The 13681-nt window shown below is 70.2% G+C and carries 12 protein-coding genes and 1 pseudogene; 6 read left to right on the forward strand and 7 right to left on the reverse strand.

Annotated elements, in window-relative coordinates; all coding sequences use genetic code 11:
* Positions 1–190: alpha amylase C-terminal domain-containing protein (locus ABZ656_RS21000; RefSeq protein ID WP_360269746.1), on the forward strand; the 190-nt coding region annotated here is incomplete at its 5' end.
* Positions 191–282: 92 nt separating this feature from the next.
* Here ABZ656_RS21000 and ABZ656_RS21005 read toward each other — a convergent pair.
* From ABZ656_RS21005 to ABZ656_RS21020, 4 genes are all read right to left on the reverse strand, one after another.
* Positions 283–2508 (reverse strand): ATP-dependent DNA helicase, encoded by a 2226-nt coding sequence (locus tag ABZ656_RS21005; RefSeq protein ID WP_360269748.1) that lies wholly within the window; start codon positions 2506–2508, stop codon positions 283–285.
* A gap of 220 nt (positions 2509–2728) precedes the next feature.
* Positions 2729–3043: a thioredoxin domain-containing protein gene (locus tag ABZ656_RS21010; RefSeq protein ID WP_095857766.1), complete on the reverse strand. Its 315-nt coding sequence runs from the start codon at positions 3041–3043 to the stop codon at positions 2729–2731.
* A 14-nt stretch (positions 3044–3057) separates the two neighbouring features.
* On the reverse strand, positions 3058–3486 hold the full coding sequence (locus tag ABZ656_RS21015; RefSeq protein WP_101400735.1) for a MerR family transcriptional regulator: 429 nt from the start codon (positions 3484–3486) through the stop codon (positions 3058–3060).
* 28 nt (positions 3487–3514) lie between these two features.
* On the reverse strand, positions 3515–3964 hold the full coding sequence (locus ABZ656_RS21020) for an Lrp/AsnC family transcriptional regulator (protein WP_360269751.1): 450 nt from the start codon (positions 3962–3964) through the stop codon (positions 3515–3517).
* Between the two features lie 5 nt (positions 3965–3969).
* On the opposite strand from ABZ656_RS21020, the pseudogene ABZ656_RS21025 reads away from it, so the two are divergent.
* Positions 3970–4697: pseudogene (locus tag ABZ656_RS21025) on the forward strand (aldo/keto reductase).
* A 9-nt stretch (positions 4698–4706) separates the two neighbouring features.
* On the opposite strand, the gene ABZ656_RS21030 reads toward ABZ656_RS21025, so the two are convergent.
* The gene (locus ABZ656_RS21030; RefSeq protein WP_101400732.1) at positions 4707–5477 is read right to left on the reverse strand and encodes a DUF2127 domain-containing protein; all 771 of its coding nucleotides are present in this window, start codon (positions 5475–5477) and stop codon (positions 4707–4709) included.
* 119 nt (positions 5478–5596) lie between these two features.
* Positions 5597–7294: an MFS transporter gene (locus tag ABZ656_RS21035; protein ID WP_360269753.1), complete on the reverse strand. Its 1698-nt coding sequence runs from the start codon at positions 7292–7294 to the stop codon at positions 5597–5599.
* Between the two features lie 159 nt (positions 7295–7453).
* Here ABZ656_RS21035 and ABZ656_RS21040 point away from each other — a divergent pair, with 159 nt between their 5' ends.
* The gene (locus ABZ656_RS21040) at positions 7454–8071 is read left to right on the forward strand and encodes a TetR/AcrR family transcriptional regulator (RefSeq protein ID WP_101400730.1); all 618 of its coding nucleotides are present in this window, start codon (positions 7454–7456) and stop codon (positions 8069–8071) included.
* Between the two features lie 204 nt (positions 8072–8275).
* Here the strand turns inward: ABZ656_RS21040 and ABZ656_RS21045 are convergent, their stop codons facing one another.
* Entirely contained in the window at positions 8276–9688 is a 1413-nt protein-coding gene (locus ABZ656_RS21045; RefSeq protein ID WP_101403758.1) for a cation:dicarboxylase symporter family transporter, read from the reverse strand.
* 224 nt (positions 9689–9912) lie between these two features.
* Between ABZ656_RS21045 and ABZ656_RS21050 the strand changes: the two genes are divergently transcribed.
* The 3 genes from ABZ656_RS21050 to ABZ656_RS21060 all read left to right on the forward strand — a co-directional run bounded on the left by ABZ656_RS21050 (position 9913) and on the right by ABZ656_RS21060 (position 13675).
* Positions 9913–11112 (forward strand): RNA-guided endonuclease TnpB family protein, encoded by a 1200-nt coding sequence (locus tag ABZ656_RS21050; protein WP_360269756.1) that lies wholly within the window; start codon positions 9913–9915, stop codon positions 11110–11112.
* 152 nt (positions 11113–11264) lie between these two features.
* Positions 11265–12998: a sensor histidine kinase gene (locus ABZ656_RS21055; RefSeq protein WP_360269758.1), complete on the forward strand. Its 1734-nt coding sequence runs from the start codon at positions 11265–11267 to the stop codon at positions 12996–12998.
* Positions 12995–13675 carry a response regulator gene (locus ABZ656_RS21060; RefSeq protein ID WP_101400727.1) on the forward strand — a complete coding sequence of 227 codons (681 nt, stop codon included), beginning with the start codon at positions 12995–12997 and terminating at the stop codon, positions 13673–13675. Before ABZ656_RS21055 ends, ABZ656_RS21060 begins: the two co-directional genes overlap by 4 nt.
* Positions 13676–13681 lie beyond the last annotated feature (6 nt).

Genomic DNA, 13681 nt, shown 5'->3' on the forward strand with positions numbered 1-13681 from the left:
CCGCCTCGGCATCCCCGAAGACATCCCCGCCTGGCACGAAGTCCTCAACACCGACGCCGCCCGCTACGGCGGCAGCGACGTCCACAACCCCCACCCCGTCAAACCCGAACCCCACCCCGCCCACGCCCACCCCACCAGCCTTCGCCTGACCCTGCCTCCCCTGGCCACGATCTGGCTCCGCCCCGCCTGACGCCTCCGGTGACCACGGCGTCGACGGTCGCGCGTCGGTGATGCCCGCGCGGGGCGGGGCGAGGAAGGTGAGCGCCTCGCCCCGCCCGGTGGTCAGACCGTCGCCGCCCGCAGCGCCTCGGGCAGCTCGCCCTCGTACACGATCCCGAGCGCCTGCGTCGCCCGCGTCAGCGCCACGTACAGGTCGCTCGTGCCGTACCGCGCCGGTTCGACCACGAGGACGGAGTCGAATTCCAGCCCCTTGGCCTGGCGGGGGTCGAGGAGGACGACCGTCCGGGTCAGGTCGGGCTCCTCCCCCGCCGTCACGTCCTCCAGCCGGGCCGCGAGCGAGGTGTGCAGTTCGCGGGGCGCGATCACCGCGAGCCGTCCCTCGGCGGGGGTCAGTTCGGCGACGGCCTTCGCGACGGTGCCGGGCAGGTCGTCCCCGGCGGCGCGCGCCCACGGCCGTACGCCCGTCGAACGCACCGAACGCGGCGGCTCGAAGTCCGGGTGCCGCGCACGCAGGACGCCCGCCGCCACGTCCATGATCTCGGACGGGGTGCGGTAGTTGACGGCGAGGCGCTTGTGCTCCCAGCGGTCCTCGACATAGGGGGTGAGGATCTCCGACCAGGATCCCACTCCGGCCGCCTCCGCGGTCTGCGCGGGGTCGCCGACCAGAGTCATCGAGCGGGTCGGGCTGCGCCGCATCAGCAGGCGCCAGGCCATCGGCGAGAGCTCCTGCGCCTCGTCGACGATGATGTGGCCGAACGCCCAGGTCCGGTCGGCCGCCGCGCGTTCGGCGGCGCTGCGGTGGTCCTCCTCCTCGTGCCGCTCGGCCATCCGCTCGGCGTCGATGATGTTGTGCGCGGACAGGACCTCGGAGTCCTCCTCGTCCTTGTCCTCGAACTCGTAGGTACGGGAGGCGTAGGACACGTCCAGCACACCCTGCGCGTACGCCACCTGGGCGCGGCGTTCCTGGTCGGCGAGGGCGCGGGCCACGCGGTCGTCCTCGCCGAGCAGTTCGGCGGCCTCGTCGAGGAGGGGGACGTCGGCGATGGTCCAGGCCCCGTCGACCGGGCGGCGGATCGCGGCCGCGTCCTCGTCCGGGACGTAACCCTCGGGGTCCGCGAGGAAGTCGGCGACCAGGCTCTGCGGGGTCAGCCGCGGCCACAGCTGGTCGATGGCCGACCAGACCTCGGGGTTCTCGGCGAGGTCGTCGCGGATCTGGGTGATGTCGCTCGGGTCGAGCAGATTCGAACCGTCGAAGGGGTCGGTGCCGATGCGCTCGGCCAGCATGTCGGTGAGCGTGTTGAGGATGTGGCCCTCGAAGTACTCGCGGGCCACGTTGTGCGGCAGCTTCGCCTCACGGGTGCGCTCGCGGGCGACCTGGACCAGCCCGGCGTCGAGCATCAGGATGTCCCGGTCGTGCTCGATCGCGATGACGGGATCGGGCAGCACCTGGCGGCCCTGGACCACGGCGGCGAGCACCTCGGCCATGTCGGCGCGGCCCTTCACCGCGGCGGCCCGCGGGGTGTCGCCGGCGGTCGCCCTGACGCCGGGGAACAGTTCGCCGACGGTCGCGAGGAGCACGCCCGTCTCGCCGAGCGAGGGCAGTACCTCGCCGATGTAACCGAGGAAGGCGGGGTTCGGGCCGACGATCAGGACGGCGCGCTTCGCCAGCAGTTCCCGGTACTCGTACAACAGGTACGCGGCCCTGTGCAGCGCCACGGCCGTCTTTCCGGTGCCGGGGCCGCCCTCGACGACCAGCACGCCCTTGTGCGGGGCGCGGATGATCCGGTCCTGTTCGGCCTGGATGGTCTGCACGATGTCGCTCATGCGCCCGGTGCGCGCCGAGTTCAGCGCGGCCAGCAGTACGGCGTCGCCGGTCGGGTCCTCGTGGCCGGTGCGCTCGTGGTCGCCGAGGTCGAGGATCTCGTCGTGCAGGTCGGTCACCCGGCGGCCGTCGGTGGTGATGTGCCGGCGGCGGCGCAGGTCCATCGGCGTGTGGCCGGTGGCGAGGTAGAAGGGGCGGGCGACCGGGGCCCGCCAGTCGATGAGGATGGGCGTGTGCTCGGTGTCGTCGGCGCGGATGCCGATACGGCCGATGTGATGGGTGACACCGGAGGTGAGGTCGATCCGGCCGAAGCAGAGCGATCCGTCCACGGCGTTCAGCGCGGCGAGCAGGCCCGAGCGCTCGGCGACGAGCACGTCCCTTTCGAGCCTGGCCTGCATGGGTGTGTTGCCCTGCGCGAGCGCGTCGCCGACGGAGGCCTCGGTGTCGCCCCGCAGCACGTCCACGCGTGCGTACAACCCGTCGATGAATTCCTGCTCGTGGAGCAATTCATCGTCGGGAAATCCTGTGGTGCCCTCTGCGTTTGCGCCCCTGTTTGACAATTCCGCTCCCGGCCGGATATACTGTGCCCAGTGAACTTCTCCGCGACCCAATTCTTCTGAAGTCGCGAATCATTCAATATACGCAAAGCAATCCCCCGAGCGCAATTGCCCGGGGGATTTCTTGTCGTTGCGCTGTATATCGGCGAGGTCCGAGCCCGCCGGACAGTCAGAGCACGTCGGACAGCTCCTCCAGCAGCCGGCGCTTCGGACGGGCGCCCACCATCGACTTCACCGGCTCACCACCGCGGAACACCATGAACGTGGGCATCGACAGCACCCGGTAGGCGTTCGTCGTCAGCGGGTTGGTGTCCACGTCCAGCTGGACCACCTTGAGCCGCTCGCCCTCCTCCGCCGCCAGCGCGCTCAGCACCGGCCCCATCTGCCGGCACGGCGGGCACCAGTCGGCCGTGAACTCCACCAGCACCGGGAGCTCGGCGCCGATCACCTCCGTCTCGAAGTCCGCGTCCGTCACCGAAGCCACGCCTGCCACCTTGATCACCGTGTCCGCCCTTCCAGTTCGCATACGGGTTCCGGGCCGCCCGGAACCTCCGCCTCGGCCGCCAGCTCGTCACGCGCCCGCTCGGCCCGCGCCAGCTGCGCGCCGACCTCGGCCCGTACGACCCGCAACTCGTCGATCAGCGCGTCCAGCTCACCCAGCTTGCGCCGGTAGACCGCGAGCGAGGCCGGACAGGAGTCGCCCTGCGGGTGTCCCGCCCGCAGACACTCCACGAAGGGCCGGGTCTCCTCCAGGTCGAACCCGAAGTCCTGCAGCGTCCTGATCTGCCGCAGCAGCCGCAGGTCGTGCTCGTCGTACGTCCGGTACCCGTTCTCGCCCCGCCGCGCGGGCAGCAGCCCCCGCGACTCGTAGTACCGAAGAGTCCGCGTGGTGGTCCCGGCCCGCGCCGCCAGCTCGCCGATTCGCATGCCCCGACGGTATTCCTTGACGCCGACGTCAAGGCAAGGGCGGCAATGGCTTTCGCTCCACCGGTGAGGACAGCACGATCGAGGTCGTCGTGCGCCCCAGCGCGGAGGTCTGTTCCAGGACGTCCTCCAAGTGGATCGTGTCCGCGACGGCGACCTTGAGGATCCAGCAGTCCTCGCCGACGACGTGGTGGACCTCGATGATCTCCGGGCGGGAGATCAGCTCCAGGGTCCTGGGGTGGCGCAGGGTGTAGCCGCCGTGCGGGTTGACGCGGACGAAGGCCTGGATGCCGTAGCCGAGGAGGGGCGGTGAGACATGGGCGCCGTAGCCGGAGACGGCTCCCGTGGACTCCAGCCGTCGCACGCGTTCGGCGACGGCCGCCGGGCTCAGCCGGACGCGCCGGCCCAGCTCGCTGAGCTTGATCCGGCCGTCGCTCTGCAGCAGTTCCAGGATCTGCCGGTCCAGCGAGTCGAAGGCCACCGAACTTGCCCGGGGACGAGCCCGGCCACAACGAGCGGCTCGTGGCCCGCGCCCTGGCTTCGTACGGCGGCGACACGGCGGACGTCCTGGTGGCCACGAAAGGGGGCGCGGGCGACCGGCCGACGGCGGCTGGACGGTGAACGGCTCCCCGCGCCACCTCAAGGCGGCGGCCGAGGCCTCCCTGAAGCGGCTCGGCGTGGCGGCGATCGGCCTCAACCAGTTCCACAGGCCCGACCCCGCCGTCCCCTTCGAGGACTCGGTCGGCGCCCTGCGCGAACTCCTCGACGAGGGCAAGGTCCGGCTGGTCGGCCTCTCCAACACGGACACCGACCAGGTCCACCGGGCCCGCGCGGTCCTCGGCGACCGGCTGGTCTCCGTCCAGAACCAGTACTCCCCCGCGGTACGCGACAGCGACCCCGAGCTCCGCCTCTGCGCCGAGCTGGGCCTCGCCTTCATGCCGTGGAGCCCCCTGGGCGGCATCTCCCGCAGCTCCCTGGACGGCTCCTCGAAACCGGCACCCGAGGGCTTCGCCGCCTTCCACGAAGTGGCCCGCGAGCGCGGTGTCAGCCCCCAACGGATCTGCCTGGCCCGGCTGCTGTCGCTCTCCCCCACCGTGCTCCCGATCCCGGGCTCCGGCCGCCCGGAGACGATCCGCGACCCGGCGGCCGCGGCGGACCTGGTGCTGAGCGCGGAGGAGCTGGCACGGCTGGGCCACTGGACGGCGGACGCGTAGCACCCGTGGTCAGGCGTGCGCGGCCACGCCCGCCGATTCCTCGACCTCCAGGAGCGACGCACTGTGCCGCTCCTCTTCGAACGCCTTGCGTCCGCCGCGCAGCCCGAAGAGGCGTTTGGCGAGGGCGATGTAGAGGACGGCGAGGATGTTGAGGACCAGGGTGGCGATCTTCAAGTAGCTGACGTGCTCGGTGAGTTCGTAGATCTCCAGGGGCAGGAAGGCGGCGGTGGCGACCACCGTCAGATACTCCGCCCAGCGCTTGGCGTACCAGAGGCCGCCCGCCTCGACGAGTTCGATCAGCGCGTACGCGAGGAGCAGTACGGCGACGAGAACGAGCGTGGAGTGCTTGTAGCCGAATGCCTTCTGGACGGAGCCGACCACAGGCGAGTGGTCCAGGTCGTAGTGGAAATGCCTGAAGACAGGCCGGAAGGCATTCAGGTACTCGTTGAAAAGACGGCGGACCGCGTCCTGGCTATTGCTAAATTTCCATACCGCTACGGACACAAGCACGATGAACACCCCGCGCACGGCCCGTTCGATCGCCAGGAAGCGCAGGATGAACAGATCGCGCAGCACCTTGCCGCGCGGCACCAGGGGTGCGTCCTGCGCGGGGCCCGAGCCATGTGGTTCGTCCAGCACGAAGTCGCCGCAGCGCAGACAGCGCCAGGCCTCGCCGAGGCTCGTCTCGGCACGCAGCCGCCGGCGCAGTTCCGGCTCGTCGGGCGCGTACGTCACATGGCCTTTGCGCGCACACGTCCGCCGGTCCCAGTCGATCTTCATACTCCGTGTCCTCCGCAGAACATGCCGCGCCGTGCCGGTCAGTCCGGCACGGCACGGTAGTGCATGTTCTACGAGACGGAGGCCCGAGGGTCACGGTTCCGAGGCGGGCGAGGATGCGCTCAGCGCGTCGCCGCGCCGGTGAGCTCCCGTTGTTCCTGTGCCACCTGCTCCGGGGCCTCCCCCGGGTGCGCACCGCCCCTTCGGGGCAGCAGGACGGCGACCAGCACGGTCCCCACTCCCAGGATCACCGCGCCGATCAGGCTGGTGTGCGCCACCGCGTCCGAGAAGGACGAGCCGACGGCGTCCGCCATTTGCTGCGCCCCGTGGGCGAGCTGGTCGGCCTGCGCCTTCAGCTGCGCGGCCTTCTCGGCGTTCCCCGCGTGCCCCGCCCGCGCGGCCTGGTCGCCGAGCTGCCGGGCCTTGTCACCGATGCCCTGGGCGACCGCGTAGCCCGCGCCGACCGAGTCCTGTGCCGTGGACAGGGCGCCCGCCGGGAGCTTGCTGCCCGCGGTGGCGTCCGAGAGGTGCGAGGAGTACGAACTCGCCAGCACGGAACCGAGGATCGCGATGCCGAGTGAGCCGCCGAGCTCCAGCGAGGTGTCGTTGACGGCGCCGCCGACGCCGAGTTCGGCCTCGAGGAACGCGCCCATGATGGCGTCCGTGCAGGGCGAGAGCGCGAGCCCGATCGCGAGGCCCAGGATGGTGAGGGGCAGCACGAAATCGCCGTACGAGGATGCCGAGTCGACCCGGGTGAGCAGCGCGAGCGCCGCGGTGCCGCCGACCATGCCCGCGGTGACCGTGATCTTCATGCCGATGCGCGGGGTGAGGTACCCGGTGAGCGCCGAGCCGACGAACACGGCCCCGGCGAGCGGCAGCATCCGCACCCCGGTGTCCAGCGCGTCGTAGCCGAGGACGAACTGGAGATGCTGGGTGAGGTAGTAGAAGGCGCCGAAGACGGCCAGGAAGAAGAGGGCGACGGCGAGGTTGGAGCCGGCGAACCGGCGGTGGGCGAAGCGGCGTACGTCGACGACCGGGCGCGGGTGGCGCAGCTCCCACACCACGAAGGCCACAAGGCCGGCACCCGCGACGACCGCGGCGGTCACCGCTTTGACGCCCCACCCGAAGTGCGGCCCCTCGATGATCATGTAGACAAGCGATCCGATCCAGACCACGGACAGCAGGCCGCCGACGTGGTCGATGCGGTGGTGGTGCGCGGCCTTGGACGGCGGCACGAGGACGAGGGCGCCGACGATCGCGAGCGCGGCGATGGGCACGTTGATCAGGAACGTGGACGACCAGCCGTGGTGCTCCAGCAGCGCACCGGCGACCAGTGGCCCGGCCGCGATGGCGAGTCCGGCGGTGGCGGTCCACAGGGTGATCGCCTTCGCCCGCTCCTCGCGCGGGAAGGTCGCGGCAAGCAGGGAGAGCGTCGCGGGCATGATCAGGGCGGCGCCGACGCCCATCACGGCACGGGCCGCGACGACCCCGGTGGAGCTGTCGACGAGCGAGCCCGCGACCGCGCCCCCACCGAAGACGACGAGCCCCAGGATGAGGGCGCCGCGCCGGCTGTACTTGTCGCCGATCGCGCCGAGCAGCAGCATCAGCGCGGCGTACGGGACGGTGTAGCCGTCGATGACCCACTGCAGGTCCGCGCTGGACAGGCCCAGGTCCTGGGTCATGTCGGGGGCCGCGACCGTGAGGGCGGTGTTCGCCATCACGATGATCAGCAGGCTCAGACAGAGCACCAGCAGCGCCCACCAGCGCCGGGCGTAGGGCCGGCCCGTCCCCTCGACCGGTTCGTTCATGACGAGACGCATGACCACGGTCGCCCTTTCTCTCGCACTTCTTGCACACCGACGTGCAATTGCTCAACCATGTGCAATGTACTTCCATGCACACTGATGTGCAAATGAAGGAGGTGGAGCCCTTGTGGAGGGCACGAGTGATCACCTCGCGCGGCTCCGGGGGCGTGCAGAATGGCAGCCATGACCACGGGTAGTGCCAGCCGCGCGGATGCGAACCGCCGCCGCATCCTCGACGTCGCGCTCGCCGAGCTGCTGCGCGACCCTGACGCGTCCATGGACCAGATCGCACGGGCCGCCGGCGTCGTACGGCGCACGGTGTACGGGCACTTCTCGAGCCGCGAGGTGCTGATCAGCACGTTGACCGACGGCGCGGTGGAGGCGGTGGCCGCGGCGCACGCGGCGGGCCGGGGAAGCGGCCAGGACCCGGCGGAATCGCTGGTCCGCTCGACGCTCGCCGTCTGGGAGATCGCCGACCGCTACCGGCTGCTGGTCGCCCTCGCCCAGCGCAGCGTCACGGTCCAGGGCATCCGCGAGCGGCTGACGCCGGTGCGCGAGGCCTGCGCGGAGCTGTTGCGGCGCGGCCTCGACCAGGGCGTGTTCGAGTCCGCGCTGCCGGCGCCCGCACTGGCGTACGTGCACGAGCAGATGCTGTTCGCCCTCATGGAGGCGGTGAACGACGGCCTGCTGGCACCGGAAGAGGCGGGCCGCTCCGCCGCGATCACCATGCTGACCGCGGCGGGCGTACCCGCCTCCAGAGCCACCGAACTGGTGACCAAACTGAGCGATTGAGCTGTTGGGGTTCTTCTTCGCACTTCTCCGGTAAAACACCGGGCGGCCAGGTCTACGGGGGGAGAACCTGGCCGCCCGGCGGCTTGGGGGGACTCATGAGCCCCGTACGGGACCGCGCCCGTCAGGGGCGCGAGGAACTGCGCGACAAGCCACGATCCACACGCGGCCTCCGAACGACCCGCAGCCCCTCTTCCAGCGAAGCGCTTACGCCTTCGCCAGCTCCTTCTCCCCGCCCTGCTCGGGGACCTCCGCGGCGACGTCCGAGACGTCATCCTCGTCGTTGTCCAGCAGAGTCTTCTCGTCGAACGGCAGCTCGCCGGCGAGAACCCGGTTCACCCGCTCCTTGTCGACCTCACCGGTCCACGTACCGATCAGCAGCGTGGCGACCGCGTTGCCCGCGAAGTTGGTGACCGCACGCGCCTCGCTCATGAAGCGGTCGATACCGATGATCAGACCGACACCGTCCACCAGCGCGGGCTTGTGCGACTGCAGACCACTGGCCAGGACGGCGATACCGGAGCCGGAGACACCCGCCGCGCCCTTCGAGGCGACCATCATGAAGAGCAGCAGGCCGATCTGCTGACCGATGCTCATCGGCTGGTCCATCGCGTCGGCGATGAACAGCGAGGCCATGGTCAGGTAGATCATCGTGCCGTCGAGGTTGAAGGAGTAGCCGGTCGGCACGGTGATGCCGACGACCGGGCGGCTGACACCCAGGTGCTCCATCTTGGCGATGAGCCGCGGCAGCGCGGACTCGGACGACGAGGTGGAGACGATCAGCAGGAACTCCCGGCCGAGGTACTTCAGCAGCTGGAAGAGGCTGACCTTGGCGACGAGCTTCGTCAGCGTGCCGAGCACGATGACGATGAAGAGCGCACAGGTGATGTAGAAGCCGAGCATGATCGTGCCCAGCGCCTTCAGCGCGTCCATGCCGGTCTCGCCGATCACGGCGGCCATGGCGCCGAAGGCACCGACGGGCGCGGCCCACATGATCATGCCGAGGATGCGGAAGACCAGCTTCTGGATGTGCTCGACACCCTTGAGCACCGGCTGTCCCGCACGGCCCATGGCCTGCAGTGCGAAGCCCACGAGGAGGGCGATCAGCAGGGTCTGGAGCACCTGGCCCTCGGTGAAGGCCGAGACGAACGTGGTCGGGATGATCCCGAGGATGAAGTCGACGGGGCCCTCGGCGGCGGCCTGGGCCTGCGTGTGCCCGACGCCCTTCACGGCCTCGGTCAGGTGCATCCCGCTGCCCGGGTGGATGATGTTGCCGACGACCAGGCCGATGGCCAGCGCCACGAAGGACATACAGATGAAGTAGCCGAGCGCTAGACCGCCGACCTTGCCGACCTTGGCGGCCTTGCGTACCGAGCCGACGCCGAGCACGATCGTGCAGAAGATGATCGGGGAGATCATCATCTTGATCAGGCTCACGAAGCCCGTGCCGATCGGCTTGAGCTCCTTGGCGAAGTCCGGTGCGGCGAACCCGACGGCGATGCCGAGCACAACCGCGATGATCACCGCGATGTACAGATAGTGGGTGCGGTCCCGCTTGGCGGCGGGTGCGGCAGGTGCCGTTTGGGTGCTGGCCACGGCTGCCCTCCTTGACGACGTCATCGGCATCATCCGGCGTGCGGCTCACGTCCGGCGGAACCCGGTGTGCGGCATGCTCCTGGGGGATCCCAGGGTGCGGCTCACTCGGGGGGATCCCGGGGTGCGGCTCACTCCGGGCGATGCGGTGACTATCTCCCGCCCTGTGAGGGCGGTCACCCTTCCGTTCATTTAGTACATCGAAACAGCGATCCGGCACGCCTCACACACTGGCGTGCCAGTTTCTGAGCATGGGGGATCATGTGAAGCGGGCGTTCAAGTACCGCTTCTATCCGAACGACGCGCAGGCGGCTCAACTGACGCGCACGTTCGGTTGTGTGCGCAAGGTCTACAACCTGGCCCTGCAGGCCCGCACCACAGCCTGGTTCACCGAGCACCGCCGGATCAACTACGTCCAGACTTCCGCGCTGCTGACCGATTGGAAGAAGACCGAGGAGTACGCCTTCCTGACCGAAGTCTCGTCGGTTCCGCTGCAGCAGACGCTGCGGCACTTGCAGGGCGCCTTCACCAACTTCTTCGAGAGGCGCTCCGCCTACCCGCGCTTCAAGTCCCTCAAGAAGTCGCGCAAGTCCGCGGAGTACACCCGCTCGGCTTTCACCTACCGCGATGGCCGGCTGACCTTGGCGAAGATGCAGGAGCCACTGGACATCGCCTGGTCCAGGCCGCTGCCCGAGGGGCAGGTGCCCTCGACAGTGACGGTGTCGCAGGACGGTGCGGGGCGCTGGTTCGTCTCCAGGCTCTGCGAAGACGCCTCAGTGAAGGCACTCCCGGCCGTCAGTGCGGCAGTGGGCGTCGATGTCGGCGTCACCTCGCTGGTGGCCCTTTCGACCGGAGAAAAGGTCACCAACCCGAAGTTCGAGAAGAGGGACCGGGCCAGGCTTTCCCGCGCCCAGCGAGAGCTGTCCCGCAAGGCGGAGGGTTCCAGCAACCGCAGCAAGGCGCGTGCCCGGGTCGCCGGCATCCATGCCCGGATCGCCGACCGGCGCCGGGACTTCCTGCACAAACTGTCCACGCGTCTCGTTCGTGAGAACCAAACGATCGTGATCGAGGACCTCACCGTCCGGAACATGCTGAAAAACCGCACACTGGCCCGTGCGATTTCCGACGCATCCTGGACCGAATTGCGCTCCATGCTCGAGTACAAGACCCAGTGGTACGGCCGCGACCTGATCGCGGTGGACCGCTGGTACCCGTCGAGCAGGACCTGCTCGACCTGTGGCCATCTGGTCGCGAAGCTGCCGTTGAACATCCGGGAATGGACCTGTGCCGCGTGCGGGACTGTCCACGACCGCGACGAGAACGCGGCGAAGAACATTTTGGCCGCCGGGCTGGCGGTGTCGGCCTGTGGAGCCGGTGTAAGACCTCAGCGGAGAACCTCCGGGCGGGCTGTCGGCGCTGAAACAGGAATGCTCCGAAGGAGCACCGCTTAGCGGTGCAGAGTCGGAGATTCCCCCCTGCCTGAAGGGGGGAGAGGCCAATTAGTTCACACTTATATGAACTTCGAACCATCGACGGCGGCGGACGACGGACGTACGGAATACAGGACTCCGAGTGACAGGCAAGGGCAAGGCACACTGATTCCATGCGCCTTCCCCACGTCCCGCGACCCCGCAGCCTGGCCGGCCAGCTCTTCGCCATGCAGGCCGTGCTCATCGCGGTGCTCGTCGCCGGTTACGCGCTGTTCAGCTACGTCAGCGACCGCAGCCAGGCCCAGGACGCGGCGGGCCGCCAGGCCATGGCCGTGGCCCGTTCGATCGCCGACGCGCCCTCCGTCCGCGATGCCATCCGCACCACGAACCCCACCAAGGATCTCCAGCCGTACGCGCTCCAGGTGCAGCGGGACACCGGCGTGGACTTCGTGACGATCATGAACCCGCAGGGCATCCGCTGGACCCATCCCGACGAGACGCTGATAGGCAAGCACTTCCTCGGGCACATCGGACCCGCCCTGCACGGCAAGTCCTTCACCGAGACATACACGGGCAGCCTCGGGGCGTCCGTCCGCGCCGTCACCCCGATCCTGGACAACGGCCGCATCGTCGGCCTGGTCAGCGCGGGCATCAAGGTCGAGGCGATCACGCAGCGCGTGCAGGAGCAGGTGACCGCCCTCGTCGGCGTCGCAGGCAGCGCACTCGTGCTCGGCGGCATCGGCACGTACGTCATCAACGCCCGGCTGCGCCGCTCCACGCACGGCCTGAACGCGGCCGAGCTGAGCCGAATGCACGACTACCACCAGGCCGCGCTGCACGCCGTGCGCGAGGGGCTGCTGATGCTGGACGGGCAGTACAGGGTGGCGCTGATGAACGACGGCGGGCGGGAGCTGCTGGGGGTGACGGGCGAGGTCGTCGGACACTCCGTGGCCGACCTCGGGCTGCCCGCACCGCTCACCGGCGCCCTGCTGTCGGCGGAGCCACGGGTGGACGAGGTGCATCTGACGGCGTCGCGCGTGCTGGTCGTGAACACCTCACCGGTGTCCGGCGGCGAGCGGCGCGGCACGGTGGTCACTCTGCGTGATGTGACCGAACTCCAGTCCCTGATGGGCGAGTTGGACTCCGAGCGCGGCTTCACCCAGGCGCTGCGCTCACAGGCGCACGAGGCCGCGAACCGGCTGCACACGGTCGTCTCGCTGATCGAGCTCGGGCGCGCCGAGGAGGCCGTCGAGTTCGCCACCGCCGAGCTCGAACTCGCCCAGACGCTCACCGACGAGGTGATCTCGGCGGTCAGCGAGCCGGTCCTCGCCGCCCTGCTGCTGGGCAAGGCGGCCCAGGCGAACGAGCGGGGCGTGGAACTGGTGGTGTCGGAGGAGAGCGGTATCGACGACGGGCTGCTCCAGACCGGCCTGCCGGCCCGTGACCTGGTGACCGTGCTGGGCAATCTGATCGACAACGCGATGGACGCGGCGCAGGGGACGGTGGGGGCACGGGTGACCGTCACGGCCTTCACGGACGACTCCGGCCTGGTCCTGCGGGTCGCCGACACGGGCGCGGGAGTCGACCCCGCCCACGCGGAGGCCGTCTTCCAGCGCGGCTGGTCCACCAAACCGGCGGGGCCCGGCGGCCGGGGCCTCGGGCTGGCCCTCGTACGTCAGGCCGTGAGCCGTCACGACGGCACGCTGACGGTGGCGGAGGCGCGCGGGGGCGGGGCGGAGTTCGAGGCGCGGCTGCCGTTGCCTACGGTTACCCCGGGCGCCCCCGCCGAACCCGTGCCGGGGGCCGCCGGAGAACCGGCCCCGGCCACCGCCGAAGGGGCCACCACCGAAGGGGCCGCCGCCGAGCCCGAGTCCGCCCAGCACGCCCTGCCTGGAGGCGACGTATGACCGCCGACCCCATCCGCGTACTCGTCGTCGAGGACGACCCGGTCGCCGCCGACGCGCACGTCATGTACGTGGGCCGGGTGCCCGGCTTCACGGCGGTCGGCAAGGCGCACACCGGAGCGGAGGCGCGGCGCGCGCTGGACCGTACGCCGGTGGACCTGCTGCTGCTCGACCTGCACCTGCCGGACGTGCACGGACTGCAGCTCGCCCGCTCCCTGCGCGCCGCCGGCTATCACGCGGACGTGATCGCGGTGACGTCCGCGCGGGACCTCGCGGTCGTACGGGAAGGGGTCTCGCTCGGGGTCGTCCAGTACGTCCTGAAGCCCTTCACGTTCGCCACCCTGCGCGACCGCCTCGTCCGGTACGCCGAGTTCCACGCGGCGGTGGGCGAGGCGAGCGGCCAGGACGAGGTTGACCGCGCCCTGGCCACCCTGCGCGCCCCGAGCCCGGCCGCCCTCCCCAAGGGCCTCAGCGCGCCGACCCTGGAGCGGGTCACCCGGGCGCTGCGGGACAGCGCCGAGGGCCTGACGGCGGCCGGGGTCGCGGAGTCGGTCGGCATCTCCCGGATCACGGCCCGGCGCTACCTGGAGCACCTGGTGGACGCGGGACGGGCGGCGCGCGCTCCGCAGTACGGGCAGGTGGGGCGGCCGGAGTTGCAGTACCGGTGGGTCAAGGGCTGATCGCGC

This window comes from Streptomyces sp. NPDC007095 (assembly GCF_040634475.1).
Taxonomy (GTDB): Bacteria; Actinomycetota; Actinomycetes; order Streptomycetales; family Streptomycetaceae; genus Streptomyces.

Excerpts from the sequence above, each read along its gene's own strand:
- ABZ656_RS21015 (WP_101400735.1), bottom strand. The coding sequence starts at position 3,486 with ATGCGAATCGGCGAGCTGGCGGCGCGGGCCGGGACCACCACGCGGACT.
- ABZ656_RS21030 (WP_101400732.1), bottom strand. The coding sequence starts at position 5,477 with ATGAAGATCGACTGGGACCGGCGGACGTGTGCGCGCAAAGGCCATGTG.
- ABZ656_RS21035 (WP_360269753.1), bottom strand. The coding sequence starts at position 7,294 with ATGCGTCTCGTCATGAACGAACCGGTCGAGGGGACGGGCCGGCCCTAC.
- ABZ656_RS21040 (WP_101400730.1), top strand. The coding sequence starts at position 7,454 with ATGGCAGCCATGACCACGGGTAGTGCCAGCCGCGCGGATGCGAACCGC.
- ABZ656_RS21045 (WP_101403758.1), bottom strand. The coding sequence starts at position 9,688 with ATGACGTCGTCAAGGAGGGCAGCCGTGGCCAGCACCCAAACGGCACCT.
- ABZ656_RS21050 (WP_360269756.1), top strand. The coding sequence starts at position 9,913 with ATGGGGGATCATGTGAAGCGGGCGTTCAAGTACCGCTTCTATCCGAAC.
- ABZ656_RS21055 (WP_360269758.1), top strand. The coding sequence starts at position 11,265 with ATGCGCCTTCCCCACGTCCCGCGACCCCGCAGCCTGGCCGGCCAGCTC.
- ABZ656_RS21060 (WP_101400727.1), top strand. The coding sequence starts at position 12,995 with ATGACCGCCGACCCCATCCGCGTACTCGTCGTCGAGGACGACCCGGTC.